The sequence below is a fragment of the Dolichospermum sp. FACHB-1091 genome (genome assembly GCF_014697585.1).
Classification (GTDB): domain Bacteria; phylum Cyanobacteriota; class Cyanobacteriia; order Cyanobacteriales; family Nostocaceae; genus Dolichospermum.
In genome coordinates, this window is the sequence record NZ_JACJSB010000023.1 from 15,322 (window position 1) to 33,773 (window position 18,452).

21 protein-coding genes and 1 pseudogene are annotated in these 18,452 nt (G+C 36.4%); 11 read left to right on the forward strand and 11 right to left on the reverse strand.

Going from position 1 to position 18,452, the window contains the following annotated elements; genetic code table 11:
• The first annotated feature begins 393 nt into the window (after positions 1 to 393).
• The 4 genes from H6G25_RS14860 to H6G25_RS14875 all read left to right on the forward strand — a co-directional run bounded on the left by H6G25_RS14860 (position 394) and on the right by H6G25_RS14875 (position 5,268).
• Positions 394 to 2,109 (forward strand): serine/threonine-protein kinase, encoded by a 1,716-nt coding sequence (locus H6G25_RS14860; protein WP_190393162.1) that lies wholly within the window; start codon positions 394 to 396, stop codon positions 2,107 to 2,109.
• A gap of 145 nt (positions 2,110 to 2,254) precedes the next feature.
• The gene (locus H6G25_RS14865) at positions 2,255 to 4,342 is read left to right on the forward strand and encodes a serine/threonine-protein kinase (protein ID WP_190393163.1); all 2,088 of its coding nucleotides are present in this window, start codon (positions 2,255 to 2,257) and stop codon (positions 4,340 to 4,342) included.
• A gap of 273 nt (positions 4,343 to 4,615) precedes the next feature.
• Positions 4,616 to 4,837, forward strand: a complete 222-nt coding sequence (locus tag H6G25_RS14870) for a hypothetical protein (protein ID WP_137908429.1) — start codon at positions 4,616 to 4,618, stop codon at positions 4,835 to 4,837.
• Positions 4,834 to 5,268 (forward strand): type II toxin-antitoxin system VapC family toxin, encoded by a 435-nt coding sequence (locus H6G25_RS14875; RefSeq protein ID WP_190393164.1) that lies wholly within the window; start codon positions 4,834 to 4,836, stop codon positions 5,266 to 5,268. Before H6G25_RS14870 ends, H6G25_RS14875 begins: the two co-directional genes overlap by 4 nt.
• Before the next feature lie 211 nt (positions 5,269 to 5,479).
• Here the strand turns inward: H6G25_RS14875 and H6G25_RS21270 are convergent, their stop codons facing one another.
• On the reverse strand, positions 5,480 to 7,594 hold the full coding sequence (locus H6G25_RS21270) for a serine/threonine-protein kinase (RefSeq protein ID WP_242034979.1): 2,115 nt from the start codon (positions 7,592 to 7,594) through the stop codon (positions 5,480 to 5,482).
• A gap of 197 nt (positions 7,595 to 7,791) precedes the next feature.
• On the opposite strand from H6G25_RS21270, the gene H6G25_RS14885 reads away from it, so the two are divergent.
• Complete coding sequence (locus H6G25_RS14885) at positions 7,792 to 8,094, forward strand: hypothetical protein (protein ID WP_190393165.1); 303 nt, start codon at positions 7,792 to 7,794, stop codon at positions 8,092 to 8,094.
• Here the strand turns inward: H6G25_RS14885 and H6G25_RS14890 are convergent.
• The 4 genes from H6G25_RS14890 to H6G25_RS14905 form a co-directional block, all read right to left on the reverse strand.
• Positions 8,067 to 8,261, reverse strand: coding sequence for a hypothetical protein (locus tag H6G25_RS14890; protein ID WP_190393166.1), 195 nt, complete (start codon positions 8,259 to 8,261; stop codon positions 8,067 to 8,069). The two genes, H6G25_RS14885 and H6G25_RS14890, sit on opposite strands and share 28 nt — an antisense overlap.
• A gap of 42 nt (positions 8,262 to 8,303) precedes the next feature.
• Entirely contained in the window at positions 8,304 to 8,888 is a 585-nt protein-coding gene (locus H6G25_RS14895) for a Uma2 family endonuclease (protein ID WP_190393167.1), read from the reverse strand.
• Positions 8,889 to 9,141: 253 nt separating this feature from the next.
• Positions 9,142 to 9,450, reverse strand: coding sequence for an element excision factor XisI family protein (locus H6G25_RS14900; RefSeq protein WP_096668568.1), 309 nt, complete (start codon positions 9,448 to 9,450; stop codon positions 9,142 to 9,144).
• Positions 9,435 to 9,854 (reverse strand): XisH family protein, encoded by a 420-nt coding sequence (locus tag H6G25_RS14905; RefSeq protein ID WP_096668570.1) that lies wholly within the window; start codon positions 9,852 to 9,854, stop codon positions 9,435 to 9,437. The genes H6G25_RS14900 and H6G25_RS14905 overlap by 16 nt, the downstream gene beginning before the upstream one ends.
• 26 nt (positions 9,855 to 9,880) lie before the next feature.
• Between H6G25_RS14905 and H6G25_RS21570 the strand changes: the two genes are divergently transcribed.
• A complete protein-coding gene (locus H6G25_RS21570; RefSeq protein ID WP_255539978.1) occupies positions 9,881 to 10,015 on the forward strand; it encodes a hypothetical protein in 135 nt (44 codons plus the stop codon).
• Positions 10,016 to 10,077: 62 nt separating this feature from the next.
• On the opposite strand, the gene H6G25_RS14910 is transcribed toward H6G25_RS21570, so the two are convergent.
• From H6G25_RS14910 to H6G25_RS14920, 3 genes are all read right to left on the reverse strand, one after another.
• On the reverse strand, positions 10,078 to 11,469 hold the full coding sequence (locus tag H6G25_RS14910; RefSeq protein WP_190393168.1) for a pentapeptide repeat-containing protein: 1,392 nt from the start codon (positions 11,467 to 11,469) through the stop codon (positions 10,078 to 10,080).
• A gap of 23 nt (positions 11,470 to 11,492) precedes the next feature.
• Complete coding sequence (locus tag H6G25_RS14915) at positions 11,493 to 12,266, reverse strand: vWA domain-containing protein (RefSeq protein ID WP_096668574.1); 774 nt, start codon at positions 12,264 to 12,266, stop codon at positions 11,493 to 11,495.
• Positions 12,267 to 12,558: 292 nt separating this feature from the next.
• Complete coding sequence (locus tag H6G25_RS14920; RefSeq protein ID WP_190393169.1) at positions 12,559 to 13,761, reverse strand: phosphoglycerate kinase; 1,203 nt, start codon at positions 13,759 to 13,761, stop codon at positions 12,559 to 12,561.
• 88 nt (positions 13,762 to 13,849) lie between these two features.
• On the opposite strand from H6G25_RS14920, the gene H6G25_RS14925 reads away from it, so the two are divergent.
• Positions 13,850 to 14,257, forward strand: a complete 408-nt coding sequence (locus tag H6G25_RS14925) for a universal stress protein (RefSeq protein WP_028089946.1) — start codon at positions 13,850 to 13,852, stop codon at positions 14,255 to 14,257.
• A gap of 61 nt (positions 14,258 to 14,318) precedes the next feature.
• On the opposite strand, the gene H6G25_RS14930 is transcribed toward H6G25_RS14925, so the two are convergent.
• Together H6G25_RS14930 and H6G25_RS14935 are read right to left on the reverse strand one after the other, a co-directional pair.
• The gene (locus H6G25_RS14930) at positions 14,319 to 14,774 is read right to left on the reverse strand and encodes a PIN domain-containing protein (protein WP_190393170.1); all 456 of its coding nucleotides are present in this window, start codon (positions 14,772 to 14,774) and stop codon (positions 14,319 to 14,321) included.
• Positions 14,771 to 15,031, reverse strand: coding sequence for a hypothetical protein (locus H6G25_RS14935; RefSeq protein ID WP_190393171.1), 261 nt, complete (start codon positions 15,029 to 15,031; stop codon positions 14,771 to 14,773). The genes H6G25_RS14930 and H6G25_RS14935 overlap by 4 nt, the downstream gene beginning before the upstream one ends.
• Before the next feature lie 334 nt (positions 15,032 to 15,365).
• On the opposite strand from H6G25_RS14935, the gene H6G25_RS21275 reads away from it, so the two are divergent.
• From H6G25_RS21275 to H6G25_RS14945, 3 genes are all read left to right on the forward strand, one after another.
• Positions 15,366 to 15,632 (forward strand): hypothetical protein, encoded by a 267-nt coding sequence (locus H6G25_RS21275; protein ID WP_242034980.1) that lies wholly within the window; start codon positions 15,366 to 15,368, stop codon positions 15,630 to 15,632.
• 87 nt (positions 15,633 to 15,719) lie between these two features.
• Entirely contained in the window at positions 15,720 to 16,049 is a 330-nt protein-coding gene (locus tag H6G25_RS21280; protein WP_242034981.1) for a hypothetical protein, read from the forward strand.
• Positions 16,050 to 16,052: 3 nt separating this feature from the next.
• Entirely contained in the window at positions 16,053 to 17,042 is a 990-nt protein-coding gene (locus H6G25_RS14945; RefSeq protein WP_190393172.1) for a formylglycine-generating enzyme family protein, read from the forward strand.
• Between the two features lie 214 nt (positions 17,043 to 17,256).
• Here H6G25_RS14945 and H6G25_RS14950 read toward each other — a convergent pair whose 3' ends face one another.
• Positions 17,257 to 18,018 carry an SDR family oxidoreductase gene (locus H6G25_RS14950; protein ID WP_190393173.1) on the reverse strand — a complete coding sequence of 254 codons (762 nt, stop codon included), beginning with the start codon at positions 18,016 to 18,018 and terminating at the stop codon, positions 17,257 to 17,259.
• A 243-nt stretch (positions 18,019 to 18,261) separates the two neighbouring features.
• Between H6G25_RS14950 and H6G25_RS14955 the strand changes: the two are divergent.
• Positions 18,262 to 18,432: pseudogene (locus H6G25_RS14955) on the forward strand (transposase); the annotation flags it as partial.
• Positions 18,433 to 18,452 lie beyond the last annotated feature (20 nt).

The window sequence follows — 18,452 nt, forward strand, 5'->3', positions numbered from 1 at the left end:
AATATATTTTATATCTTTAAATAAAGACCAAAGAACGCGGGTAATTTTCGGGTAATTTTAATTAGTATTAAGTTTTTGATATTTATAGGACTTACGCAAGATTCATGGAATAACGAACCACAGAGGCACAGAGGTCACGGAGAAATGAGGATTTGAGAGATATTTTGCGTAAGTCCTGATTTAGACAGCTAGACCCAATGATTATAATTAAAATAGAACAAAAATCTTGAAATGTCAACCCTGAAAATAGATATTTACTCAAAATTACGGAATATTGCTAATTGTTAATATTTATAATGGATTTTTTATTTTCATACTCCGTGAGCCAATATTGCGTAAATGCTTCTGGTGATGTTGTATAACTTGATTAGACTTAATTTATCTCGTAGTATTATGCAAGTATATTGCAGTCAAAAACACGCAAATAATGCTAATCACCATTTTTGTACTGTCTGCGGTGAATCACTACCCTTGACTGTGGGGCAAGTTATTGATAATCGTTATGAAATTGGGCGTATATTGGGACAAGGTGGCTTTGGACGCAGTTATCTGGCGGTTGATAGGCAAAAATCTCGGAAAATCTGCGTTTTAAAGGAATTTGCGCCTCAAGTTCTCAAACCCCAGGATTTACAAAAGGCCAAGGAGTTGTTTGTACGGGAAGCCAGTGTCCTGGAAAAAATTCAACATCCCCAAATTCCTCATTTTCACTCTTCCTTTCAAGCTAAAATTGGTACTAAGGATTTTTTCTTTTTGGTACAAGATTATATTGAGGGTGATAATTATGACCAATTATTGGCACAGCGTCAAAATCAGGGAAAATCTTTTAGTGAGGAAGAAGTTATTAATTTACTGCACAATATTCTCCCTGTGCTGGCTTATATTCATAGTTTAGATATTGTTCACCGCGATATTTCCCCGGATAATTTGATTTTACGCCAAAGTGATAATTTACCCGTGTTGATTGATTTCGGTGGCGTGAAACAATTACCAGCTTATCAAGGGTTTTTGCGGACAAACTTGGCGGCAAATAGAACATTGTTAGGTAAAAAAGGCTACGCACCAGAGGAACAGTTACTTCAAGGAAAGGTATATAAAAGTAGTGATTTTTACTCTTTGGCGGTAACAGCTTTAGTGCTAATTACGGGGAAACAACCAAATTTACTTTATGATGGTTTTCATGGGGTTTGGCTTTGGGGTAAGGAAATTAAGGTGAGTCCCAAGTTAGAGACTGTGTTAAGAAAGATGTTAGCCCATAAGGACAGCGATCGCTATCAAAAGGCTGAACAAATTATTAAAGATCTACCTTTGGCATCTATGGCATCTGGGGGGCAAACTATGATAAATTCTCACAATCATCCCAATCCTTATGTGACTAAGCTAAAAACCCAAATGGTCGCACCAGGTATAAAAAAAGTTCGTACTATTGGTGGTAGATTCCACAATAAGACGACATTATTTGTACAGAAAATACCTATGCCCCTATGGTTACGTCCTTTTACTGTTAGCTTTATGATGACAACGGGGGTGTTATTAACGAGTGTGCGTATGTTCGCTTTGGGAAATTTTGCAGTTAAGGAAATATCATCAATTGCATTTCCTGAATTTGCAGTTCCTAAGATACCTGCTATTAATAATTCTGGGGGTGGAAAAAATAGTAACCGCAGTATTCAACAGGTTTTGAGTCGTGTCCAAGAATTAGAAATTTCTGGGGTATTTTTCACCCATACAGTTAATGAGATTTTCTATATGCAAAATCCGAATTTGAGGGGACGGAAATTAACAGAAAAACCAGAAGATGCTGCTTTACGGGAACAATGGAATAACATTGCTAATCAGTTATTAAATAACTTGGAAAAAGCAAATTTAAGTCAGACAGCTAGACGGAAAATAGGTAGTTATAGTCAACAAGATTCCCAACGGTGGGAACAACTGGCTAAAGCTGGTAAACTGGGTAAATATAAATCTTTCCCAGATTTACGCACGGACACATATCGAACCTTTGAACCCTTGTTTCCTGGTCAAAAACGCGGTCAACTAAATCAAAAAACTTTTTTACAGATTTGGTATGCGATCGCATCTGATAAAATTGCTAGTGAAATTGGGTTCTAAAACCGCTTTACACAGGCAAAAATCACCTAAATTGGTTTCAAAGTCCTAATTTCTCCTGAGTCCGCAGCGGTGGACTTTGTTTGTATAGCTGCGACTTCTAATCGCTAAGTCTCTAAGTTGACAACTGATAAATGACTAATGACAGATGACTAATCTTTATTGTTCTCAAGGACATCAAAATCCCCCTGGTAGTAACTTTTGTCGTCAATGTGGAGAGAAAATTGCTAATATACCAACATCTGTAAATCATCATATTCAACCAGGTCAAATTTTAGGCGATCGCTATGCTATAATTCGGCAAATTGGCCAAGGAGGATTTGGCCGGACTTATTTAGCCGCAGATATTAACCGCTTTCAAGAAAATTGTGTTTTAAAAGAATTTTCTCCCCAAATACAAACTCCTGATGTTGTCCAAAAAGCAGCGGAACTTTTTCAACGAGAAGCAAGTGTTCTTTATAAATTACAACATTCCCAAATTCCTAGATTTCGGGAATTATTACCAATTAATTTACCAGGTAAAGAAAGTCTTTTTTTAATTCAAGATTATGTAGATGGTGAAACTTATAATTCTTTATTAAAACATCGTCAACAACGCGGTTTAAAATTTACAGAAACAGAAATTCGTCAACTATTACAGCAAATTTTACCAGTTCTGGAATATATTCACTCTCTTGGTGTTATTCATCGTGATATTTCTCCTGATAATTTAATGTTGAGAAATAGTGATCAATTACCTGTTTTAATTGATTTTGGTGGCGTGAAACAAGTAGCCGCAAATGTCGCTTCTCAATATTATCAAACAGGGGCAAAAACACCTTCTCCTAGTGAAACTTTGTTGGGAAAAATCGGATTTGCCCCGCCAGAACAAATGCAAACGGGCATGGTGTCTGCCCAAAGTGACTTATATGCTTTAGCTGCTACTATGTTAGTTTTACTGACAGGTAAACAACCACAAGAATTAATTGATACTTATAATTTGAGTTGGCAGTGGCGACGGGAAGTTAGCTTAAGTGTTACATTGGGGCAAATTATTGATAAAATGTTATCACCAATTGCCAGTAATCGCTATCAAACCGCCAGTCAAGTTCTCCAAGCCCTTAACCCTCAACCTGTTAACTATCCGCAAACTCAACCCTCCACCGCCGCAACTATCCCTTTTTCTCCCCCGAAAACCCCAGTTTCCCCACCTAAAATTACTCCCACTGCTCCCAAACCAAGTATTTGGACGGGAACAAATGTTTTTATAATTACTTTTACTGTAATTATCAGCGGTGGATTACTTACGTGGGGATTCAAAAACCGCAGTTATAATTTCAACGCAAGTCACCCAATAATTACATCTAACTCCAATTCTAGGGAATCAGTAAAACCAGAAGTTAATTTTTCACCAGCGGAAAAACAACGTAAACAAAAATTAAGCGATCGCCGTGAAGAATTAGATATAAATTATAACTTCTATGTTACAATTACAAATGATCTATTTTGGGCAAAATACCCCAGTTTAAAAGGGCGTATTCTCAGCGATAGTCCAGAAGATGAAAGTTTACGCGCAAAATGGGATCAAACCGCCGCTGAAGTTCTAGAAAAGCTGTCAGAACTCAGTTTTGAATCCCGTAGTCAACTAGGAACTTATACATTATCAGTCCTCACTAACTGGAAAGCCGAAGTTAATAAAATTAACGTTGCTAGTCGTTCTTTGTATGATTTGGCAGATGTAGCTTTTTTCAGTAAATTTCCTGAACAAAGAAGTAAAAATTTTATTAAACAACCCATCGGACAAGTTTGGTATGGATTTGTTAATGATCAACTTAACGCCATTCTTGATAGAAGCGCATTTCAAAGATTAGTCTTTCCTGAAGGTGCTAGCGGTAAAACAGTGAGTGGAAGTCTCAAACCAGGAAGAGGTAAAGTTTTCATTGCTGGACTAGCCAAAAATCAAAATTTAGAAGTTAAACTAGAAGCAAATTCAAAAGTTTTAATATCAATTTATTCTCCTACTGGAAAAATCAAATTTTTAGAAGATTCTCAAGAAAGAAGTATATCTAATACATTACCAGAAACAGGATTTTATGAATTTGTAGTTGTTTCCACAGCCTCAGAAACCGTAGATTATCAACTAACTATCATAGCAGAAAATCCCCCAGAACCAGAGCCAACACCCATAGAAACACCAACAGAAGAACCTACACCCATAGAAACCCCGACAGAAACCCCAAACCCTGAGAATAATTGAAAAGTTTATAGCATTTCCGATCTTAGTTAGGTATAGAAATCAGGAAGTCAACCTAAGTTCGCTCTTATATCGAAGAAACCCTACTATTACCCATTGAAGAAATAGAAAAACGCCCATTCAAATATCAAGAATAAACTGTCTCATTTTTGTAATCAAATCATCTTAGTAAATATGTATGCTATAATAAAGCTAAGTTGATTGAGTAAACTACTGGTATAGTATATAAATTGTAGTTAAGAAAACCCTTGTGTTACCACTGGAGATTGACCAAAAATGCTAAACCAATCTATTGCCAAAATGACTTTACAGGATTTAGAATCCTTAATTAATAGAATTGTTGATGAAAGAATTAATCAGGTTAATCTTGGTAAACGCAACAACATAGAAAAAACTGAAATTGTTCAAAAAATACATACCCTGCAAGAAAACTTAAAGCAAAAATATGGAGAATTTTCTGATTTGACAGAATTATTACGAGAAGATAGAGAGAGATGATCACAGATAAAATTGTCATTGATAGCAGTGTAGCCATTAAATGGTTTATTGCTCAAGATTATTCATTAGAAGCAAATAAAATTCTTGATGCTTATCAAGCACAACAAATTACCTTGATTGCACCAGACTTAATTTATGCAGAAATTGGTAATATTGTTTGGAAAATACAGCGATTTCAAGGTTTAACAAATCACGAAGCTGAGATGATAATTGATTTATTTCAACAAATACAATTAAAAATATTCCCTGCCGATGAATTATTAAAAGATGCCTATCAGTTTGCCGTGAATTATCAAAGAACTGTCTACGATAGCCTTTACCTAGCTTTAAGCATCAGAGAAAACTGTAAATTTATCACTGCTGATGCAAAATTGTACAATGCTATTTATCCAAAAATACAAAATATTCAACTGATAAAAGATTGGATTTAAGTATGAGCGATCGCACAAAGTTCTCCAATTCCTGGAGGATGGAAATATTTACTTGTATCAAGAGACATGAGACTATTTTTACATTCTACAATTATGCTTGAATTAGAAAGTTGAATGAGAAAATCAGCACTTTTATCTCAACTTGGAGTGCGTCAGCGCTATAAATCCCAACCACACCGATAAATTACTCATACTGACGGACCCTACTAACTTACTGTTTTTCAATAATAACTTGACTAACTTTTGACCATCCTGACCATACTGAATCAGGAATTGTTAGTATATATCTATAGCGATATGTAGTTATATTTCCTTCTCGCTTTGGATTATTCCCTCCATCTTCAAAAAGAACCTGAGAACCAATAGGGACTCCATCTACATCCTTAAATACAGCACTAAACTCTACTCCTAGTTTAAAATTGAAGCAAACTCTGCTGCCATCAAAAATTTGAGAACCTCCAAAACAGTTAATTTTCTCATCAACAATCCACTCTACCTGTTTATTAGAATCATCATATCTAGCTCCTGATTTCAAAATATATTGTATTTCTCGATCGCTGTAAGTTTTTCTAGAATTAAAAACACTATAATCCCATTTTGGATCTGATAAACTTGGAGTCCGTTCAGAAGTAGGAGTTGGTGTTGGAGTGGGATCAGGTGTAGGAGTTGATGTAGGTGTTGGTTCAGGTGATGGTGTTGGCTTGTTCAAATCTCCAATTATAATAACTACTTCTTCCTTTTTTGACTCATAACTGTTTTTCAAATTAGTAACTGAAATAAAAACATCAGAAGGGATATCATTTAAAATCGCCAGTGCCTTATCCCATTTCTCCTTAACCGCTTCATATTCACTAACCGTTCGCGCCTTTCCCATCTGTTCTTCTGCATCTTGAGCTTGTTGTCCGGCTTCGTTAATGGAGTCAATCGCTTGATTTTCTTTATCTAAACGACGTTGTATCTTGGTTAATTGACTTTGATAATCTGAAAGTTCCTTTTGGGCAGTATTGTATATCTTAGCAGATGTTGGTATAGTTTTTATTTGAGCGATCGCATCTTGTAGCTGTTGTTGAGATGCTCGTAATTCTTCCACATTCTTGGCACTCTCGGACAACTTTTGAGCAGTAACAGCTATATCTTTTGCTTGTTTGTATTTAGAACTAAATTCCTCATCAATAGCACAGTTATCTAGTGGTTTACAAATAATAGGAATATGCTCCGATTGAGTTCCTAAAAAAACTGTTCCCAGTACGAAAATTCCTATGGAACTCCAGGTGATTATCCCAAGTGAGTTATTTGGCTGAGAAATACGCCGCTTTGGAATAATTGAATTTTGCTTTGATTTAATTTGAGTAGATGATGTTTGTGATGGTGACTTTTGTTGCTGAGATGTTACCTGAGAAGATTTGCTTGAAGACTGATAAGCTGTTTTAGTTGTTAATTGTGAAGTTTTTAAATCTTTTAAAACGTCTTCAGCAGATTGATAACGATCTTGATATTCCACTTCTAATAACTTATCTAAAATCTCACCTAATTCTTTACTAATAGGTTGGTTTAAATATCGTCGCCAAATTTTCACCCAACCGTATCCATATTTTTTCCAAAGATCCCAAGGATGAACTTCTGTTAGCAAATGAAAACAAGTCGCACCCAAACTATATAAATCACTGGCAGGATATACTTTCCCATCCCGCATTTGTTCTAAAGGTGCATAACCAAAAGTACCAATTAATGTTCCTGTTGTAACTGTTCCCTGGAGTTGTTTTGATGCCCCAAAATCAATTAATATTAATTTGCCATCACTACGACGACGCATAATATTTTCTGGTTTAATATCTCGATGAATTACACCATACTCGTGAACTACTTTCAAGATGGGTAATAAATCTTGTAACAAAGCGCGGATTTTTGATTCTGAGAATATTCCCTGTTTTTCTAATTCTTGTAATAAATTTTCACCGTCAATGAATTGTTGTACTAAATACAGACGGCTATTTTCTTCAAAATAAGCTAACAGAGTGGGAATTTGTGAATGTTCACCGAGTTGTTGTAATTGTAGCGCTTCTTGTAAAAATAATTCTGTGGCTTTTTTTCGTCCTGCTGTTCCTTGGATTTGAGGTGCAAATTGTTTAATAACACACTTTTCATTTAGTTTGTCAATATCTTCCGCTAAATAGGTTTTGCCAAATCCCCCACTACCTAATGATTTAATCGGACGATAGCGGTTTCTCAATTTAATTAGGGTAACTCCACAGCTAGAACACAATTGGGTGTGTTCGGGAACTGAGGGGTTATGACACCCTGGGTTAAGACAACATATCTGATTCATGGTTGTGGGGTGGTAGATACGTTTATGATTAAATATCTACTAATATATACGAAATAGACTTAAATTGACAATTGACTGATTTTTTCCCCAGTAAGTAAGTATGCTAGAATTAAACCAGTTTAGTTAACAGACAATTTTGATATTATATAAATTGTAGTTAAAACAAACCTGATATTACCACTCAAGGTTGATCAAATATGCTAAACCAATCTATTGCCGGCATGACTTTACAGGATTTAGAATCTTTAATTAATAGACTTGTTGACGAAAAAATTAATCAAATCTATCTTGATCAAGATCACAAAATAGAACAAACTGAGATTGTTCAAAACATACATATCTTGCCAGAAGATATTGAAAATTCTAATCCCTTTGTTCAATTTGATGGTATTTTTAAAGATGACCCACTTTTTGATCAATTTGTAGAAGATATGGCTGCAAATCGCCGTGAATTAGATGCAGAAATAGCTGCTTATGAATCTTCGTATTCGGGAAGATGATCATTTTCTAAACCTCTCATGGCCTGTTCAAGAGAAAATTGATTCCATTCTTGATTTTCTGTATTATTCCTAGATGAGAACAGGGTATTATAAAGTGTTAGTCTTTCTTCTTGCAATACTTCTTGAACTATCTCCTTAATCAAGGCTTTTAGTTCTTGGGTTTCCATGATTTGACCTTTTATATCGTCAGTAATTATCCGAACTTGATATTATTCCTTATCCTCAAAATTCACATCTTGATAAATGTCTACTAAACTAATTTCAAAATCAAGATATTGCAACTTAACAAGATCATTTTCCGATTTATATTCTCTAAAAATCCATTCACCCTCATTAGTTTTGCTATAGTGCATGACTTGATATTGATTTTGTTCTACTAAAACATATTCTTTAAATTGGGGAATAGAACGATAAAAAGTAAATTTCTCACCCTGGTCATAATTTTTTGTAGATTTAGATAAAACCTCAACAATTAACAAAGGATTAGTCACAGTAGTATTATTTTTACCTGCATAAATAGGTTTCCCATCAGTTACAATCACATCAGGATAAGTATATTCTCTATATTCAGGAATCCATAAACGCACATCTCCAATAAAAACACGATATTTTTTTCCTCTAATAACATATAATAAAGATGATGCAAAATTAAGCGCGATTTGATTATGATTTGTCGTGCCACCAGTCATAGGTATAATTTCTCCATTGCGATATTCGCTTTTATAAAGTGCTTTTTCTTCTAGTTCTAAATACTCTTCAGGGGTGTAAATATGTTTGCGAGTTTGTACTTGCATATTGTTTTCCTTAATTTGGTTAATTTCCCATATTAGCAGATCAAGAATACCATCTCCATAATCCTGTGGGAATAGGTGGTTATACGCTACCAAACGTTTTATTAAGTTCTCTTAATCAGGATGTATGCTACAATAAGGCTCAGTTTAGTTAAATTCTACCTTAAAAGAAATTGATATTACCACTGGAGGTTGATGAAAAATGCTAAAGCAATCTATTGCCAAGAATAAAGGCGATCGCATTTTTAAAGTTTAATCAATCAGATTCCAGAATAAGTCCATTAATAATATCTTCTGGAGGGATTCCAGCTTGAATCAAAACAGGGATTAATCCTTCCTCAAAGTTATCATCTTCGATAACAATTTTACCATCTAATAAACGAGCATGAAATAAAATAGTATTAGTCCAATTTTCCTTTTCCCAACCTGTCATAATAATCAAAAACTGGCCTGATTCTTTGTCACAAACTGGACTAATTTTAAGTTTTTGTAATCGGGGTTGTAGGCTAGATTCTTTTCTTAAAACTTGGGTTAAAATATCAGCATACCTTAGTGTGTTATCCATTGTAGAATTACCTCTTTTTTAGGATCATAAACAATTAAATTGATTTTGTTTCGTTTAATAACCATTTGAAAAATAGGCTTTTGAAAGTGTTTTAAATAAACAGCCTGACTAATTCCGAGGAAAAGCTGTCGTTCAGGTTCTTGTAATTCTAAAGCCCATTTGTATAATTGAAGTTGTCCTATGGTTTTCTCTAATTCACTGATGACTGAAGGTGCATCAAAGTCTTTAATTTCAACGGCAATTTTACGATCTTCTTTTTCAGCACTAAAAAACTTCTCTGCTCCTAAATCAGCTTTGAGTAGTGTTTTTTCTAGTGTTAAAACTAAGGGATCATCGGTAATTGTCCAACCATCCTTTTCTAGGGTATGACGTAATGATAAGTGTAAATCGTCTCGTCTGGACATGATTAATAATTTTTCACCAGTGTTGAATGTTAGAAAAAAGCTCCAAAATTAGATTTGACCAAACGTTGCGATCGCTATACATTATTGTTCATGATTCTTTGTGCGATCGCCTCTCTTGCATTTTAACACTTCCCCAAAGACATTGCGTTTTTAAAGTTTAATCAATAAGAAGACGTTGCCGAAGGCACTGCGAAACAGACCGCACTATTTTGTTTATTTCGCATTAATCAATTCCGTTTGTTTCATTTATTTTGGTATTTTCATTATGATAAGCAAAGTAATAGGCATTAGCTCCCGTTAAATCAGCTTTTCTTAAATCAGTTCCTCTAAAATCGGTATTGGCAATTGTTGTGTTTTTAAGATTTGCTCGATACAAATTGGCATTACTAAAGTTAGTGTTGGTTAAATTTGCCCCTTCTAGGTTACATTCCTGTAAATTTGCGCCAATAACAAATGCTCCTGATAAATTTGCTCCCTGAAAATCAGTTTTTATATATTCTTGGTATCTGTCTATAAATCTAGAATCACGTCCATTTTCACTTGTGTTCGTTACGTAATCCACAGCAGCTATAAATCTTATATCCTCAGAGTATCTGTGTTTATAAAATGTAAGTATAAAACCTCGACTCTGGTTTAAAATAGCGTTTTGAAGATTTGCATTTGCGAAAGATGAACTGTAGCATAATACTGATGTTAAGTCTGCTGACTCAAGATCAGCACTATTAAAATTAACTTCGGTAAAACTAGCTTGTATGAATTTAGAATTTTTCAAATCAGAATTATTAAAATTAGTATTATAAAGTTTAGCGTCAGTAAAATCACATTCAACAAGATTTGAATTACTAAAAATAACAACACCAAGCACAGCTTGTTTAAAATTAGAATTTTTTAAATTTGCTTCTGACAAGTTAGCATTTCTTAAATTTTGTCCACTCAAATCAACTCCCTCAAGACTAGGAATATAGCTTTCCATCTTCCTAAACTGATTCCAAGCTTTAATTCCTGCTTCACCACCGCGTAGCATTTGCAAAGCTCTCTCAGTTGTAATTTTGATTGTTTGGGTTTCACCTTCCATTGTTTCACGCCCTCCTGATGTACCTGTACGAGACTTTAACAATTCCAAATTAGCTGTAATTTGATTCTTAATCTCTGCCGATTTAACTACTTCTAATGCGGTTGTTAAATATTCTTTTGCCTGTGTTAAATTTTCTGCGGTATTGGTTTCTGCCAATGCGATCGCTAAAGCCTGTAGAACCTCCGCATAAATATCACAACATTCTGCATCTTCTGGAAGTAAAACATAAAGTTGTTTAGCACATTCTACCGCTTCGCTTAATTGTCCTTTATCAAAAAAGTCTCCGATTTTCTTGATTAAATCAGTCCTTTGAAGATGAATTAACTCCGCGTCATATTCTCTCTTTTTGTCAGCATCAGATAAAATTTCATAAGCGTGATTTAATTCTTTAAACTTCTCTTCTGCCAACTTTCTCACAGTTTCATTGACATCTCTCGGCAAAGTGTCAGGATGCAATTCCTTCGCTTTGTTGCGATATGCTTCCTTAATCTCTTCTGCTGTTGCCGTCGATTCCACGCCTAAAACTTCATAGTAATTCATTGTTAAATTCCTCCAAGCTTATCCTATTTATCAGAAGCAGAGCCTAACTGCCTCAACAACTTCTCCTTCGACGGATTAAGAGAATTATTTGTTTTTAGCTTTTGCTCATATTCTGCCAACAATCCTACTTCCTTCATACAAATACTAATCAATAGATCGACCAAATCAGACATATTTTCTAAATTCAAGTAAATGCCATTAGTGATCTGAGATATTTCTTGAAACACTCTTTTAGTGTCAGGATTAGAACCGCATTGAACCGTGTAAATCTTAATCCCTTTTTTGCCTAAAGATTGAGTTTCATCTCGCCAATTATGTCCATATTGACAGGCTTGTAAAGAATCAATTACCCCATGCGGCGGCGCATCTCCCACCAATACCATCGCTCTCCGACTTCCCAATCTCCAAGCTAACTGATTAGTTTGGTATAAAGCTTCTTCAACTGCTTCAGGAAAATCTCCGCCGTCAGTTTTCTCTACCTGTGTGATGAAATTGCTAATCAGTTGATAATTCTCAGTTAAATCTAAAACCTTGGTTACATAAGTTGTCTGGGCATCACAATAATCCCCATAGGCAACCACTCCCATTTTTGCTTGAGGAACGGCTTGGCGAATTTCCTGAGACAAATGGTTGAGTTGATTTCGCACATCTTCCAAATAACCGTACATACTCCCAGTTGTATCAAAAGTCAGCGTAACATCTAATTTTTGACTGGGTTTTACAGCCTTTGGCGCGTCAGATCCACCCAAAGCTTGACTTAGTGTTTTTAGTTTACTGCTACCACCGATTTGAGTCATGGTTTTTAAAATTAAAATAAAAAAATATACAAGCGATTGTACCGAATATCAAAAATAAAATCAATAAAATTACTTGAATTAATCAAGTGCAATCCAACAAAAATTAATCACTGTAAAATTTACGCCACTTTCAAAAACTTGCCTAAAAGTTGCAGTTCGGGAAGGGTTTTACCATCTGCCAGACATGATTCAACTAACACTTCCTAACCATTTGTTGCCATTACATAATCACTTATCTAACTCAAATATCTACATTCCCGACTTATCTAAGAAGCCGGGAATCTGACGTTAATTATGCTTCATCTAAAGCTGCAATACCAGGTAAAATCTTACCTTCCAACAACTCCAAACTCGCACCACCACCAGTAGAAATATGGCTCATTTGATCAGCCAAACCTACTTTTTCTACAGCGGCTACAGAGTCACCACCACCGATAATAGTAATTGCGCCGGTTTTGCTGATATCTGCTAGAGTATGAGCGATCGCTTCTGTACCCGCAGCAAATTTATCAAACTCAAACACGCCCATTGGACCATTCCAAATTACAGTCTTACAATCAGCCAAAGCCGCTTGGAAAACCTTTACAGAATCAGGACCAATATCTAAACCCATCCCATCAGCAGGGATATTTTCAATGCTCACAGTGGTAGCATTAGCATCAGGCGCAAACTTATCAGCAGAAACAATATCTGTAGGTAGCAACAAAGCCACACCCCGTTCTTTAGCTTTTGCTTCCAAAGACTTCGCTAATTCCAGTTTATCTTCTTCCACCAAGGACTTACCAACACTCAAACCACGGGCTTTGTAGAAGGTGAAAATCATCCCCCCACCAATGATCAACTTATCGCATTTTTCTAACAAAGTTTCAATTACACCGATTTTGCTAGAAACCTTAGAACCGCCGACAATAGCCGCTAAAGGACGTTGAGGAGCTTCAATGGCACTTTGTAAGTATTGCAATTCCTTCTCAACCAAATAACCAGCTACAGAAGGGCTTAAAAACTTAGTTACACCCTCAGTAGAAGCGTGGGCGCGGTGTGCAGTTCCAAAAGCATCATTTACATAAAAATCAGCGTTTGCAGCCAATTTTTGAGCAAATTCGGGGTCGTTCTTTTCTTCTTCCTTGTAAAAGCGGACATTTTCTAACAATAGCACTTGGCCATTGTCCAAAGCTGCAACTTTAGCAGCAACATCATCACCAATACAGTCATCAGTTTTGATAACTTCCTGTCCCAACAACGCAGAAAGACGTTTAGCGACGGGAGTTAAACGCAATTTTTCATCTACACCCTTGGGACGACCGAAATGGCTTGTTAAAATGACCTTAGCGCCCTTTTGGGTCAAATCTTGGATAGTTGGTAGCGCCGCCCGAATCCGAGTATCATCAGTAATGTTGCCTTGATCATCCACAGGCACATTAAAATCAACCCGTACTAAAGCGCGTTTTCCAGATATATCAGCCGCAGATAAACTTGCTAAACTTTTTTTAGACACAGTACAACTCTCCTGATTACTTTTTTGTTATTGTCTTGAAAATATGACCATCAAAATTTTACCGGAGTGAGGGGCGCAGAGGTGAGATATGTTTAAAACAGTTTTATTTCCCATTGATCAAAGTCGAGAAGCCAGAGAGGCCGCTGATATAGTTGCCAATATCGTGCAAAAATATAATAGCCGCTTAATTCTGCTTTCTGTTATTGAAGAACCAACCGCAGAAGCACCTACCACTAGTCCTATGGTATCTCCAGAAATAGTTGCCCAACTTCTAGAAAATGCCCGCAACCTATTTTCTGAACAGGGAATTACAGCGGAATTACTAGAAAGACAAGGTAAACCAGCTTTTACTATCTGTGATGTTGCTGATGAAATTGAGGCCAGTTTAATTATTATGGGTTGTCGAGGACTAGGCTTAACGGAAGAAGGCTCGACTGATAGCGTTACTACGCGAGTAATCAATCTTTCTCCCTGTCCTGTTTTGATTGTTCCTTAATTAACTATCAGGTGCGTTAATGTAAATTGACACAGTTTAGCGCACCACCTCAAAATCTCGATTATGCAGGATTGTTAAAATCATTCAGCACCAACACACGCAATTCTGTAATTCGTTTAAAGGTGAGATCATTAGTCAAAAAAGCTTCACATTCTGCATTTAAAGCCACAGCAATTTGCAAAGCATCAGGTAGTTCTAAATTATATCTAGCGCGTATTTGGGCAGCATTTATAGCTATATTTGGGTTATTAATTGGCACAAGAGTAGTGTTATTTCCATAAACAATTGTGTCAATAAATTCTTGCGCTAATTGAGTCTGTCTTAAACGATAGGGATACACTAAACATTCTGCTAAAGTCACTGGGGAAGTGACAGCTATTAGCGAACCGTCACGAATTTGATTAAAAACCTCCCTGACAATTGCTAAGTATTGTAGATTGCGCTCAACAAAATAAATAACTGGTGCAGTATCCAAAAATATGCGCGTTACACCCTGTAAACTTTCTTCAATTTTCACGCTGGTTTCCTTGTGTTCATTTCCTCAAGTTCTAAATCTGGAAACTCACCACGTCTCATGCGTGTAACATATTCTTGAGCATCCATACCACCTAATAAATTCGGTGCAATTCCTTCAAGTTCGGTGAGATTACGACGTGGCTTAGGTGATATTTCACAACAGCTGAGTCTTTGGACGAGGTGTGATATTAAACTTAATTGTTCATCTGGTGTAAGTGCGTCCGCTAGTGTCATTAACTCAATCAATTGTTTAGACATTTAATTTTATCCTCTGGACAATTTCTGGTAGAATCTACGCAAGTTACATATTGGCAGGGTGCATCAGCTAAGTATAATCTGTATTTATCTATTTGATAAGTAGGTGAACGGAAAAAAACCAACATAAGTAACGAAAAGTTGCCCAAAACCTGTTCCCTGTTCCCTGTTCCCTGTTCCCTGTTCCCTTGTCATAACGACAATTTTTAACGCCAACCTACTTAGCATAGCGCAAAAGTTTGAAATGACGGGATACCAATTTAGCCGGGATTTATGATACACTAGCCTCAATAATTCCCTAAAACCTCAACAATAGCTAAATTAAGGCATTTAACTCATGCTTTGCCAGATTTTCCAACAAAGACTGACAGATTTACTAGATCATATTACCCAAGACCAAAAATTACTGAAAGAATTTGAGGAAGCCTTAACTGTTGAAGACAACCCTCGGACACTGAGAAGATATCAACAAGAAATCAAACGACAAAAGGAATCTATTAAGAATTATACACAAGAATATACAGAACTAAAACAACAGTTAACTTGTATATCTACACCGCAAATCCAGGTAGTAGGAAATCAACTGCAAATAATAGAAAACTAATTACAGCAACTAGACACAAAATTAAATATTGTTCTTATTAAGCAAGACTCACTTTTAAGTCGTTATCAAGCTTCTGAACAAGCAATTTTGAGGGTTATTATTGAACAGCTAAATCAGACTCAATTAGCTTTGACAGAAAATATGTTAAATGCAGTAGCAGCTAATCAAGTATCTGAGTCAGAAATGCTGCAAATGTTGGCGGTTCTAGAATCACGTATACCTTCTTTACCTGCCAGTAAGCAAGCAGAAATTGCCGAAATTATCAAATCTCCTGAATTAGATACTAGACATAAAATTACAGTGACTTTACCAATTGTTCCTTTTTTAATTAATTATGAAGGTGAATTAGAATTGGGAACTGGTTTTAATATCAAGTCTGCTTGTGAGTTCGTGATCAAAAAATTAGGGAGAAAGTAAATTATGGATTTGCGTCAGCACCTTGAAGAAGAATTAAAAAAAGATTTTCAACTTCTTAAAGACTATGAAAATCAGAAACGTAATGAAAATGATCCACGACTTCTTAATAAGTGGGAGACTAACATTCAGTTAATCAAACAAGAAATAAAAAAGCTTGAAGAAGAATTACAAGAAGAATTAAATAAATTACCTATCACTTCTCCAAATTCATCTTCAAATCAATCTTTTAGCCAAGATTTGGGTCTTGGTGTAAAATTAGAGATGGTTTATATTCCTGGTGACACATTTTTAATGGGCGCACCAAAAACAGAAGAAAAGAGTTTAGATGATGAACGTCCCCAACACTATGTAAAGGTGAAGCCCTTCTACATGGGGAAATACACTATTACTCAAGAACAATGGGAAAAAGTCGTTTATTCCTGTCCTCCAGTTGCTAGAGAATTAAATTCTCGTCCTGCTTACTTCCAAGGTGATAAACTACCTGTAGAACGAGTATCTTGGCACGATGCGGTTGAGTTTTGTGCTAGACTATCTCAGAAGACAGGACAAAAATACCGTTTACCCAGTGAAGCTGAATGGGAATATGCCTGTCGTGCCGGTTCTGCAAAACCTTTTGCTTTTGGTGACACGATCACCACAGATGTGGTAAACTATAATGGTAACTACACCTATGGTAATGCCTCCAAGGGAGAATATCGAGCAAGAACAACTCCAGTAGAAACCTTTCAGCCCAACGCCTTTGGTTTATATGATATGCACGGCAATGTCTGGGAATGGTGCGCTGATACTTGGCATGGTAACTATGATGATGCGCCTAATGATGGAAGTGCATGGATAAGCGAAACTAATCAAAACGCTAGGCTGCTGCGCGGTGGTTCGTGGGACTCCTTTCCTGAGCTTTGCCGTTCTGCTTATCGCTTCAACATCAACCTCGACTACGACCTCAACATTGTTGGTTTTCGGGTTGTATGTAGTGGTGCGGCGAGGACTTAGTAGCCCTTTATACTCTTGCTCTTTTGCTCTCTGCTCTTTTCTTCTTTACCCTTGCCAAGGGTAACGGAGTGGAGCGATCTTTTTTTATTTTGTGACTTTTGAGAAATTCGAGCTATTTAATTTGATAGAAACTTTCAGGTCTTTGGTTTCATTCACTATAACACACAAATCTGAAGCTGTCAACTAGTTCCCAGCCGGAGTCTGGGAACGAGAGTTACACTTGACGATTTACTAAAGTCGCGCTGGCTTGGTCAACGGGCATCAGCAAGACCTCACTAATATTAACATGACTTGGCCTAGTGGCACAGAAAAAGATCACATCAGCCACATCATCAGGAGTTAGGGGTTTAAGGCCTTGATATACCTTTTTAGCCCGTTCTGTGTCACCATGAAAACGCACTTGACTAAATTCTGTTTCTACCATTCCAGGGTCTACAGAAGTTACTCGCACAGCAGTTCCTAAAAGGTCTTGTTTTAAGCCTTCAGAAATGGCTTTAACGGCTGCTTTTGTCCCACAATAGACATTACCTCCAGGATAGGTTTGATGTCCGGCTATAGAACCGATATTGATAACATGACCAAAATTCCGTTCCACCATTCCTGGGACTATGTAGCGGGTGAGGTAAAGTAAACCTTTGATATTAGTATCAATCATTTCTTCCCAGTCTTGAAAGTCACCTTGATGTAATTTGTCTAAACCGCGACTTAAACCGGCATTATTAATCAAAATATCAATATTTGACCAGGAAGGGGGTAAATTATTAATAGCTGATTCTACCGCCAAGCGATCGCACACGTCAAGTGCTAATAAATGGATTTTATCAGATGGGATATCCAAGGAATCAGCTAATTGTTGTAACCGTTCCCACCGTCGTGCCGCTAAAATCAGTTTTGCACCAGCATGAGCAAAAATTTTGGCACAAGCAGCGCCTATACCGCTACTTGCACCAGTAATCAAAACAATTTGGTTTTGCATATATAGCTGTAGCCATCAAGATTAGGACATAAACTATAAGAGTTCCCATAGCATAGCATCTACATATCAATGGCTAAACCCTATAGTGATGATTTCCGGCAAAAGGTAATGCAAGGGATCGAGTTAGACGGTCTCAAGAAGTGTGAAGCAAGTCAACAGCTATAACAAAAAAGAGAGCAAGCGCTCTATACACTAATCCAAATTCTGAACAAGCTCTTCAACTGATTGCATCGGAATATAAAGTTTCATCGTGGTGGTCGGATTGCTCAATTAATTGAAGAGGCAGGGTGTCAGTTAATTTACCTACCTCCTTATTCACCCGATCTCAATCGGATTGAAAAGTGTTGGGCTACTTTGAAAAGTAGGATTCGCAAGCTTTTAGCTACATCAGACAATTTACGTGGGGTTAAATAGGTTTGGTATTGTGCCACCTG

What these genes read in the sequence shown, in the direction of transcription:
- H6G25_RS14905 (WP_096668570.1), bottom strand. Translation starts at nt 9,854, where the DNA reads ATGTCCAGACGAGACGATTTACACTTATCATTACGTCATACCCTAGAA.
- H6G25_RS14945 (WP_190393172.1), top strand. Translation starts at nt 16,053, where the DNA reads ATGGATTTGCGTCAGCACCTTGAAGAAGAATTAAAAAAAGATTTTCAA.
- H6G25_RS21570 (WP_255539978.1), top strand. Translation starts at nt 9,881, where the DNA reads ATGTTAGAAAAAAGCTCCAAAATTAGATTTGACCAAACGTTGCGATCG.
- H6G25_RS14860 (WP_190393162.1), top strand. Translation starts at nt 394, where the DNA reads ATGCAAGTATATTGCAGTCAAAAACACGCAAATAATGCTAATCACCAT.
- H6G25_RS21275 (WP_242034980.1), top strand. Translation starts at nt 15,366, where the DNA reads ATGCTTTGCCAGATTTTCCAACAAAGACTGACAGATTTACTAGATCAT.
- H6G25_RS14875 (WP_190393164.1), top strand. Translation starts at nt 4,834, where the DNA reads ATGATCACAGATAAAATTGTCATTGATAGCAGTGTAGCCATTAAATGG.
- H6G25_RS14915 (WP_096668574.1), bottom strand. Translation starts at nt 12,266, where the DNA reads ATGACTCAAATCGGTGGTAGCAGTAAACTAAAAACACTAAGTCAAGCT.
- H6G25_RS14910 (WP_190393168.1), bottom strand. Translation starts at nt 11,469, where the DNA reads ATGAATTACTATGAAGTTTTAGGCGTGGAATCGACGGCAACAGCAGAA.
- H6G25_RS14950 (WP_190393173.1), bottom strand. Translation starts at nt 18,018, where the DNA reads ATGCAAAACCAAATTGTTTTGATTACTGGTGCAAGTAGCGGTATAGGC.
- H6G25_RS14885 (WP_190393165.1), top strand. Translation starts at nt 7,792, where the DNA reads ATGCTAAACCAATCTATTGCCGGCATGACTTTACAGGATTTAGAATCT.
- H6G25_RS14890 (WP_190393166.1), bottom strand. Translation starts at nt 8,261, where the DNA reads ATGGAAACCCAAGAACTAAAAGCCTTGATTAAGGAGATAGTTCAAGAA.
- H6G25_RS14925 (WP_028089946.1), top strand. Translation starts at nt 13,850, where the DNA reads ATGTTTAAAACAGTTTTATTTCCCATTGATCAAAGTCGAGAAGCCAGA.
- H6G25_RS14895 (WP_190393167.1), bottom strand. Translation starts at nt 8,888, where the DNA reads ATGCAAGTACAAACTCGCAAACATATTTACACCCCTGAAGAGTATTTA.
- H6G25_RS14865 (WP_190393163.1), top strand. Translation starts at nt 2,255, where the DNA reads ATGACTAATCTTTATTGTTCTCAAGGACATCAAAATCCCCCTGGTAGT.
- H6G25_RS14870 (WP_137908429.1), top strand. Translation starts at nt 4,616, where the DNA reads ATGCTAAACCAATCTATTGCCAAAATGACTTTACAGGATTTAGAATCC.
- H6G25_RS14900 (WP_096668568.1), bottom strand. Translation starts at nt 9,450, where the DNA reads ATGGATAACACACTAAGGTATGCTGATATTTTAACCCAAGTTTTAAGA.
- H6G25_RS21270 (WP_242034979.1), bottom strand. Translation starts at nt 7,594, where the DNA reads ATGAATCAGATATGTTGTCTTAACCCAGGGTGTCATAACCCCTCAGTT.
- H6G25_RS14935 (WP_190393171.1), bottom strand. Translation starts at nt 15,031, where the DNA reads ATGTCTAAACAATTGATTGAGTTAATGACACTAGCGGACGCACTTACA.